This window comes from Pelagimonas sp., from assembly GCF_058892305.1.
In genome coordinates this window covers 76,095-82,689 of the sequence record NZ_JBZXVN010000025.1, presented here as the reverse complement: position 1 = coordinate 82,689, position 6,595 = coordinate 76,095, and the positions used below count along the sequence as shown (strand labels likewise).

Annotated in this window: 9 protein-coding genes; 5 read left to right on the top strand and 4 right to left on the bottom strand. The window is 51.6% G+C overall.

The genetic code is table 11. The features are described 5' to 3' along the window. Positions 1-138: 138 nt before the first annotated feature. The 3 genes from AC5EFR_RS11200 to AC5EFR_RS11190 are packed head-to-tail and all read left to right on the top strand — an operon-like array spanning position 139 to position 2,221. Positions 139-408 (top strand): hypothetical protein, encoded by a 270-nt coding sequence (locus AC5EFR_RS11200; RefSeq protein ID WP_493575900.1) that lies wholly within the window; start codon positions 139-141, stop codon positions 406-408. Next, positions 405-893, top strand: coding sequence for a plasmid mobilization protein (locus tag AC5EFR_RS11195; RefSeq protein WP_493575899.1), 489 nt, complete (start codon positions 405-407; stop codon positions 891-893). Before AC5EFR_RS11200 ends, AC5EFR_RS11195 begins: the two co-directional genes overlap by 4 nt. Continuing rightward, on the top strand, positions 890-2,221 hold the full coding sequence (locus AC5EFR_RS11190) for a relaxase/mobilization nuclease domain-containing protein (protein ID WP_493575898.1): 1,332 nt from the start codon (positions 890-892) through the stop codon (positions 2,219-2,221). Before AC5EFR_RS11195 ends, AC5EFR_RS11190 begins: the two co-directional genes overlap by 4 nt. A 37-nt stretch (positions 2,222-2,258) precedes the next feature. Here the strand turns inward: AC5EFR_RS11190 and AC5EFR_RS11185 are convergent, their stop codons facing one another. From AC5EFR_RS11185 to AC5EFR_RS11170, 4 genes are all read right to left on the bottom strand, one after another. Then, on the bottom strand, positions 2,259-2,516 hold the full coding sequence (locus tag AC5EFR_RS11185; RefSeq protein WP_493575897.1) for a hypothetical protein: 258 nt from the start codon (positions 2,514-2,516) through the stop codon (positions 2,259-2,261). A gap of 126 nt (positions 2,517-2,642) precedes the next feature. Then, a complete protein-coding gene (locus AC5EFR_RS11180; RefSeq protein WP_493575896.1) occupies positions 2,643-2,957 on the bottom strand; it encodes an H-NS histone family protein in 315 nt (104 codons plus the stop codon). An 82-nt stretch (positions 2,958-3,039) separates the two neighbouring features. Beyond that, entirely contained in the window at positions 3,040-3,447 is a 408-nt protein-coding gene (locus AC5EFR_RS11175; protein WP_493575895.1) for a hypothetical protein, read from the bottom strand. Next, positions 3,444-3,965 carry an antirestriction protein ArdA gene (locus tag AC5EFR_RS11170; protein ID WP_493575894.1) on the bottom strand — a complete coding sequence of 174 codons (522 nt, stop codon included), beginning with the start codon at positions 3,963-3,965 and terminating at the stop codon, positions 3,444-3,446. Before AC5EFR_RS11170 ends, AC5EFR_RS11175 begins: the two co-directional genes overlap by 4 nt. Positions 3,966-4,682: 717 nt before the next feature. Between AC5EFR_RS11170 and AC5EFR_RS11165 the strand changes: the two genes are divergently transcribed. Together AC5EFR_RS11165 and AC5EFR_RS11160 are read left to right on the top strand one after the other, a co-directional pair. Next, positions 4,683-6,071: a hypothetical protein gene (locus AC5EFR_RS11165; protein ID WP_493575893.1), complete on the top strand. Its 1,389-nt coding sequence runs from the start codon at positions 4,683-4,685 to the stop codon at positions 6,069-6,071. Between the two features lie 236 nt (positions 6,072-6,307). Continuing rightward, complete coding sequence (locus AC5EFR_RS11160; RefSeq protein ID WP_493575892.1) at positions 6,308-6,559, top strand: hypothetical protein; 252 nt, start codon at positions 6,308-6,310, stop codon at positions 6,557-6,559. Positions 6,560-6,595 lie beyond the last annotated feature (36 nt).

Below are 6,595 nucleotides of genomic sequence, written 5' to 3'. Positions count from 1 at the left end.
AAGAATACTAGGTCGCCCACCGCAAATCGCCCAACCAAGAAACGTCGGGGAAATGTCTACGCATGGGGCAATTCTCAGTAACAATTTTTACGGATACTAGGCCGGTTCTCAGCAACAATTAACACGAGAGGGCAATGATTGTGGAAACTGAAAGTGGAAACTCGGGGCAATCCAAACTTCAAAGTATTGATTTTAACCGAAAATAATGGATTTGTGGCGCACTCACACGGAGACGCTTCGAACTTCGAAGAGCCGCCAAAACTTGGAGAAACGTTTGCTTCGACTTCGGCGGATTCCGCTGCCAATTCTTGCCAGTTGGACAATCTCGATGAGGTATTGGATGCGCTTTCGGATTGGGAAGATCAGCTTCGGGATGTGAACTTTGATGACTTGGAGCCGCGCCTATGACGACGTTATCCAAGTTCACAGGGATGTTCTCGCGGGCGGCTTCACAGGGTGTTGAAAAAGCGCCTACGCCTGAACCCGCGCCGCAAACTGAGCCGCAACCTGAGCCGCCCACCAAACCGCAGCCGACGCATACGATTTCCCTCCGTGTCACCGATGAGGAAAAACAACGCCTTGCACGCGACTCCGCTGGCATGTCGCGCAGCGCCTATATGCGCGAACGTTTGTTTGGCGCGGATGCCAAACCGCGTAAGACGCGGGGCAAGTTTCCCGTGAAGGATTTTGAAGCTCTTGGGCGGGTGTTGGGCTTGCTCGGGCGCACGAACCTTTCCGATGATCTCAGCCAATTGGATTGGGCGATTGAACAAGGTGTGGTCAAAATCGACGCGCCTACCGCGCTCGCCATCAAAATGGCTTGCGTCGATATCGCCGCGATGCGGGCGGATTTAATCATCGCGCTCGGCCTCAAAATGGAGCGCGTGCCATGATCCTCGTCGGCAATCAACGCGGTGGGGCGCGGGATTTGGCGCGGCATCTTATGAAAGACGAAAACGAACGCGTCGTCGTGCATGATATGCGCGGCTTTGCGGCGAATGAACTGCTCGGCGCGTTTCAGGAAAGCCACGCCATCAGCCGTGGTACTAAATGCAAACAGCATTTGTTTTCCTTGTCACTGAACCCGCCGAAAGAGGCCGATGCCTCGCCTGAAGACTTTGAAGACGCGGTTGACCGCGTCGAGAAAACTCTCGGTTTGACGGATCAACCCCGCGTCATTGTTTTTCACGAGAAGCAGGGCGCGGATGGACAAACGCGTCGCCATGCGCATGCTGTGTGGTGTCGGATCGACATTGAAAACATGAAGGCAGTGCAACTTTCGTTTTCGCATTCAAAACTGCAAGACGTGGCGCGGGATTTGTACCGTGATCACGGCTGGCAAATGCCGCGCGGATTTGTGCGCCATGAAGAACGCGACCCGCGCAACTTCTCCCTTTCGGAATGGCAGCAATGCAAACGCGCCGAACGTGATCCCGCCAAAACTAAAGAGATTTTCCAAGACGCTTGGGCGGTGAGCGATAGCGGCGCAGCCTTTGCCCATGCCCTGCGCGCGCATGGTTTTGTACTGGCGCGTGGTGATCGGCGGGGTGCTGTTGCGGTGGATTACAAAGGTGAATCTTATGCCGTGTCGCGCTATGTCGGGATCAAAGCGAAACAGGTGAGGGATCGTCTGGGCGATTTGTTCACCCTGCCGGATGTCGCCACCGCGCAAAACGAGGCGGCACAGGATGTGCAAACTCGTCTTGATGAACTCCGCCGCGAAGAAGAGCGCCGCAAGGCCGATGAGCAAGCCAGCCACAAGGAAGAACAAACGCGCCTCCGCGCCCGCCAAGCGTGGGAAACGGGGCAGTTGCGACAAGCGCAGCAAAAGCGTGAAGGTGAGGCACAGGCCGCGCGAAACGCCAAAATCCGCACTGGCTGGCGCGGCCTAATTGACCGGATCACCGGACAACGCAAAAAGGTGATGGAAGATAATGCCCGCGCTAAAGAGGAAACCCGCCAACGCGACGAACGGGCGCGCCAAGAAGTCGCTCAAAAGCAAGCGCAGCAAGCGGCACAGGCTCAAACCCGCGCCAAGGCTGAACAGCAGAAACGCGCGGCAAACATCAAAGAACTAAGCAACGACTTCAACGCCTTAGAGGCTTCCAAAGAAGCCGACCGCCAGCGCGCAAAGGAGGCGTTCAAACGCGAGCGCAAACAACGCGCCTCCCGCCCCAAACGCCGCAGCCGTGCCCGCAACGGGCCGAATTTGGAGAGGTAGCCAGTCTGGTCTGTTACGACCGGACTGGCGGTATCACTTAACCGTCACAGGCGCAGCCTGCGCCCTTACGACAGGATTTTGAGCGAGAGATACAGCTATCGCCGCAAGCCTTGCCTTTACGGCATGTCTTGCAGCATGCGGCGAGGAATACGCCGCTCTTCTGCTTGTTCACTTGATCCCAAAAGCTCGACGTCGAAATCGCCGCCTGTGGGGTGGTTTTGCCGATTGCCGTGCCCGCATCAACGGACGACATGACACCTAATAATATGATTGCTGAAATCAGAACTGTTTTCATCATTAACTCCTAAACACAAGCGCATTAACCAAATGTTAGGAAAGATTAACAGACGTGATTTTGTCGCGGGTGACGCTTGCAGGGCGCTCGACTTTAATCGTTGAGCGCCTCAAATAGCATGCCCTTTTAAATCAGCATGTCTTCGGGTGTTTTGCCCTGCTCCAGTGCCGCTACAAACCAATTTGGCTTACGCCCTCGGCCTGACCAAGTGAGTTCGGGGTTTTCGGGGTGGCGGTATTTTGGGGCAACGGGCGCTTTACCTTTGGGCGCGCCTTCCAGCAATTCTTGCAAAGAAAACCCAGCCTCGCGGGCGACGGCCTCGGCGGCAAGGCGCGCTTCGGCTTTTTGGCGCGCTTCAAATGATGTGATCGCCTTGGCAACATCCTTTTGCAAAGATTTAAGCTCGTCCAGCGTTAGCGCGTCCAAATCAAAGTCCGACATTTCATACCTCGTGGTTATCAGGGGAATTCGTTGAAAGCCTGTTATGTCGGAATGAATGGTCGCGCAATGGTTGGTTTCGTGTCTAAAGCCCGAATAAATCAAGCTGGACGGGCAAATCATCCAACGCCGTTAAATGCGCAAGGCCGTTATAAATGTGGTTGTGCTTTAGCGAGATCGCCACATGTACACCCTTGCATTTTGCTGAATCTGGATGCCTCAGTCGAAACGCATGCAAGTTGCGGGCGCATTCGCGATACCGCGAAATATCTTTGCGCAACTCGCCCAAGACCCGCTGCCGCATAATCTCGGAAGCCCTTGATTTTTGTGGTTCCGGCTTGCGTGAAATCGCGGCGATTTCCTCAGCCAGATAGCCTTTATATCCGCTTTCAAACACTGTCGAACGGATTGATTTGAGCGACGGAACAGCGCCGCCCAAAAGGTAGTACCAAGAATGCCCCGCGTGATACCCATGAATGGAAAGCTGTTTCATCTCCCCCTCCCATACGCTGCGCGGTAGATCAAATATTCGTTCGCCACCACGGTATCGCTGTAGTCTATGGACAGATCACGGGCGATGGCGTCATAGTCGATGTAGTTTTGCAGGTTTTCGGGGATGTCACCAAACAGACCTTCATCCACAAACTGCTCGGCAAGCTCGCGCATGCTGCTAACGTCATAGATATCTATGTCGAAATTGTCCGGATCAGTTTGATCGTCGAAATCATAGCCGCATTCGGTTAGCGCAATGATGATCTTTGTTTTTGGGTAATCGTCCCATTCCTCAACCTTGGCTAGGAAAACAGGAAGGTTCGCCTGATTGAGGCCGATGGCCTTTGCAAGCTCGCAATCAATCTGCTCACCGTCGATGAACTGAATTTCGAACTCTTCGACCGGATCGCCGAAATCGTTCCTTAGCTTGGTGGCCTTGGCGTCATACTCTTCTATCGTGCTGAAATAAAAGCCTGTGGCGGTGATGTCGTAGGGTTGGGCGTATAATGCAATCTTCATAATGTCCTCGCTTTTGGTTGGTTCAAAAGGCGAAGCCGACAACCAGCCCCGCGCTTTGAACCTCTGCCAAGCGGCGAGCGTCCCATAAAAAAAGCCGCGCAATGCGCGGCTTGGGACGGTCGATCAAACTTTCGGGGATGGGTCAATGATCTTCTCGGGAGACCATGCCAACAGCATGGCGGAAGATCATTGACGCACAGCAACGCGTCCCCGGATTTGATGAAAGCTAGAGAGGGAGGTTTAATCGCGACAATTGAAGTCTCCTCCCCAGAGGTATTTAAAGATGCCGCGTGGTACCGCATTGACATTGAGAAATACTAACAGCGCAGCTTACATTCATGCACAAAAAACCTTAAGCATAGCGAATTTCAAGCTCAGATACTCTGTCGAAAGGGAGCAAGCACGTATTCACTATCTGGCCCAATGCGACCAACTATGAAAGACGCAGGACGCCCCGACATCGATCTGCGTTCATGATGGCACGGGCGCAGTGTGGTCATGAGCAGAGATACACGCAGGATTTATCGCCGGGATGGGACTAATATGGGATCCATATCGGACCTAAATTTTTCGACGCAAGTCCAGTAAATCATAGTATGCAAAATATATCGGGTAAAACCGACCTATTTCCGTCGCTTTTGCGGCTTTCCTGTTGAAGATCACGAACGTGGTGGGCAAAATACTCCGTCACATAAAGGTCTGAAAGGGTCAGCTCTTATGACTGAAAATACTGATTATTCACCACATGAGCGTAGCATGGCCCGTACTTGCACGCAAAAAAGGTCAGCACACGGAACCCTTACCGCCGCCACGACTGAGGGTGACGGCACTCCTAAAGAGCAGACAGGAAAGATGGTTCCACTAACAATCGAAGTGGACAAAACACAAGAATTTTTGTTTGCCGTGCTTGAGGAGATGGAAGCACAGAGGCAATTAGGAATAATTACGGCAAAAGAATTCTGGGACATACGGTCCATATGCGGGGGAGTCAAAGGTCCAGGATCATTATTCAATGAGCTTAGTGCTTCGCAGTCAGATACGACTATAAAAACGGTATTATCTATTGCAGAAGAATTTCTTGGAGATGACTTTAACCTTATACATGGGAATCTTGCTCTGCAAAAAACGTCAACGGCAGATGTCAGATCTTTACCGCGCTCCAAGGGTAGTTTAGGTGGCGAAAAATCACGCGGATTGGGCGTTGGTGTTGATAATTTTTCCGACCCTATGTCAGATGGCGGCTTCCGATATGGTATAGATGCATTTCAATCTGTTGCGCGAAAGAAGGTAAGGAAGCATTTTTCTGATGGCCATATTGATGGCTCGCATATGCAAAAGGTAATTGGAGTTATCGACATATATTGCCGATCTGATATTTCATTTGATTTTGCTATCGCGAAAATTGAATCCTTTTCTGAATACAAGCCAATCTCAGAAGAGTTGAAGCTTGTTTGGAAACATTTCGTCGGCCCGTTTTTTTATTCCGATAAGGTGTTGGAAATTAAAGGGGGGGATTTACAGCCTCAAGACAATATTATAAAAGAAGGAGTTTTGAGTGAAGATTGTTTGCAAGGCGAGTTCGATTTTGTCGGTTCAATTATTAGGGGACCGGACGGTCTTCTTTATTGTGAAATAGATGGAGAAAGGCGAATTCTTGCTGAGTTCGCTGTCGAGGCTGCCAGTAAAGATCCTGCGGGTACTGATGCCCAAACGCTATACCTAGATGAAGATGGCGGAATAGAAGTTCCAGTTGACGACGACGGCATGCCCTTGCGAGCTCCCGAGCTATGGAAGGATCGCAAGACAGGACGAGAGGTTACACCAGTTGATTTCATCCGAAAGTACTATGGGCCGTGGCTTGGTGGTGGCGGCAGCGGAGCTTGCTTGAGCCGCGCCGTGCTACATCGTTTAGATTTACCTCTGTACAATGCGTATGTTGCACGTATCCGCCGTCAACCAACTGAGGACTTGAAGCTTCCAACAGAGGCGCGCGAAACAATCTCTGATCCTGCGCAAGCCATGGAGCGCAGAAGAAGACTACAACGTGATGCCAAACGCTTAAAATCTGCCCTGCATACCGCAGACATGGCGCATCGCACCTTATAGAGTTGACAACTTTAAAAGTAAGGTTGGCGACTTGACGAAGTAATCCACTTCGGTCATCGTATCCCTATACACAACAACAGAGACGATTCTCGACAGATGGGAGAGTGACCCTTCACTGTGAATGCTCGCAGTGAACCGGAGTTATTCGCATTACCGTCAGGGAGAATTTTCCAAGGGGCAGAGCGTTTGCTTTGCCTCCACCTGAAATCATGTCCCCTAACAGAAGGAAGTCTAGAATGACTGGTGGTGAAATTTTTGGTGCGATTTTCGTATTTTTTGTGATCTTTGCAGTGCTTGAGTGGCTACTAAAACAGCTTGCCGCAATAGCGGAATATGCCGTCGCGAACTTTGTCTCCACAGTTTTGGTTGTGGGGGGAGTAGTAATGGGAATTGCATTGTTAGCGGGAAGCGAAGCCAGCGCGGCTGTAGCAATTGCGGTGCCCGCTGCAACAACTGTAGCAAAAATGCGTTTAACAGCAGGCTTTTAAGCTCAATACGGGCGAGGGGCGCGCCAGCCCCGCCCT

What these genes read in the sequence shown, in the direction of transcription:
- AC5EFR_RS11195 (WP_493575899.1), top strand. Translation starts at nt 405, where the DNA reads ATGACGACGTTATCCAAGTTCACAGGGATGTTCTCGCGGGCGGCTTCA.
- AC5EFR_RS11190 (WP_493575898.1), top strand. Translation starts at nt 890, where the DNA reads ATGATCCTCGTCGGCAATCAACGCGGTGGGGCGCGGGATTTGGCGCGG.
- AC5EFR_RS11185 (WP_493575897.1), bottom strand. Translation starts at nt 2,516, where the DNA reads ATGAAAACAGTTCTGATTTCAGCAATCATATTATTAGGTGTCATGTCG.
- AC5EFR_RS11180 (WP_493575896.1), bottom strand. Translation starts at nt 2,957, where the DNA reads ATGTCGGACTTTGATTTGGACGCGCTAACGCTGGACGAGCTTAAATCT.
- AC5EFR_RS11175 (WP_493575895.1), bottom strand. Translation starts at nt 3,447, where the DNA reads ATGAAACAGCTTTCCATTCATGGGTATCACGCGGGGCATTCTTGGTAC.
- AC5EFR_RS11170 (WP_493575894.1), bottom strand. Translation starts at nt 3,965, where the DNA reads ATGAAGATTGCATTATACGCCCAACCCTACGACATCACCGCCACAGGC.
- AC5EFR_RS11165 (WP_493575893.1), top strand. Translation starts at nt 4,683, where the DNA reads ATGACTGAAAATACTGATTATTCACCACATGAGCGTAGCATGGCCCGT.
- AC5EFR_RS11160 (WP_493575892.1), top strand. Translation starts at nt 6,308, where the DNA reads ATGACTGGTGGTGAAATTTTTGGTGCGATTTTCGTATTTTTTGTGATC.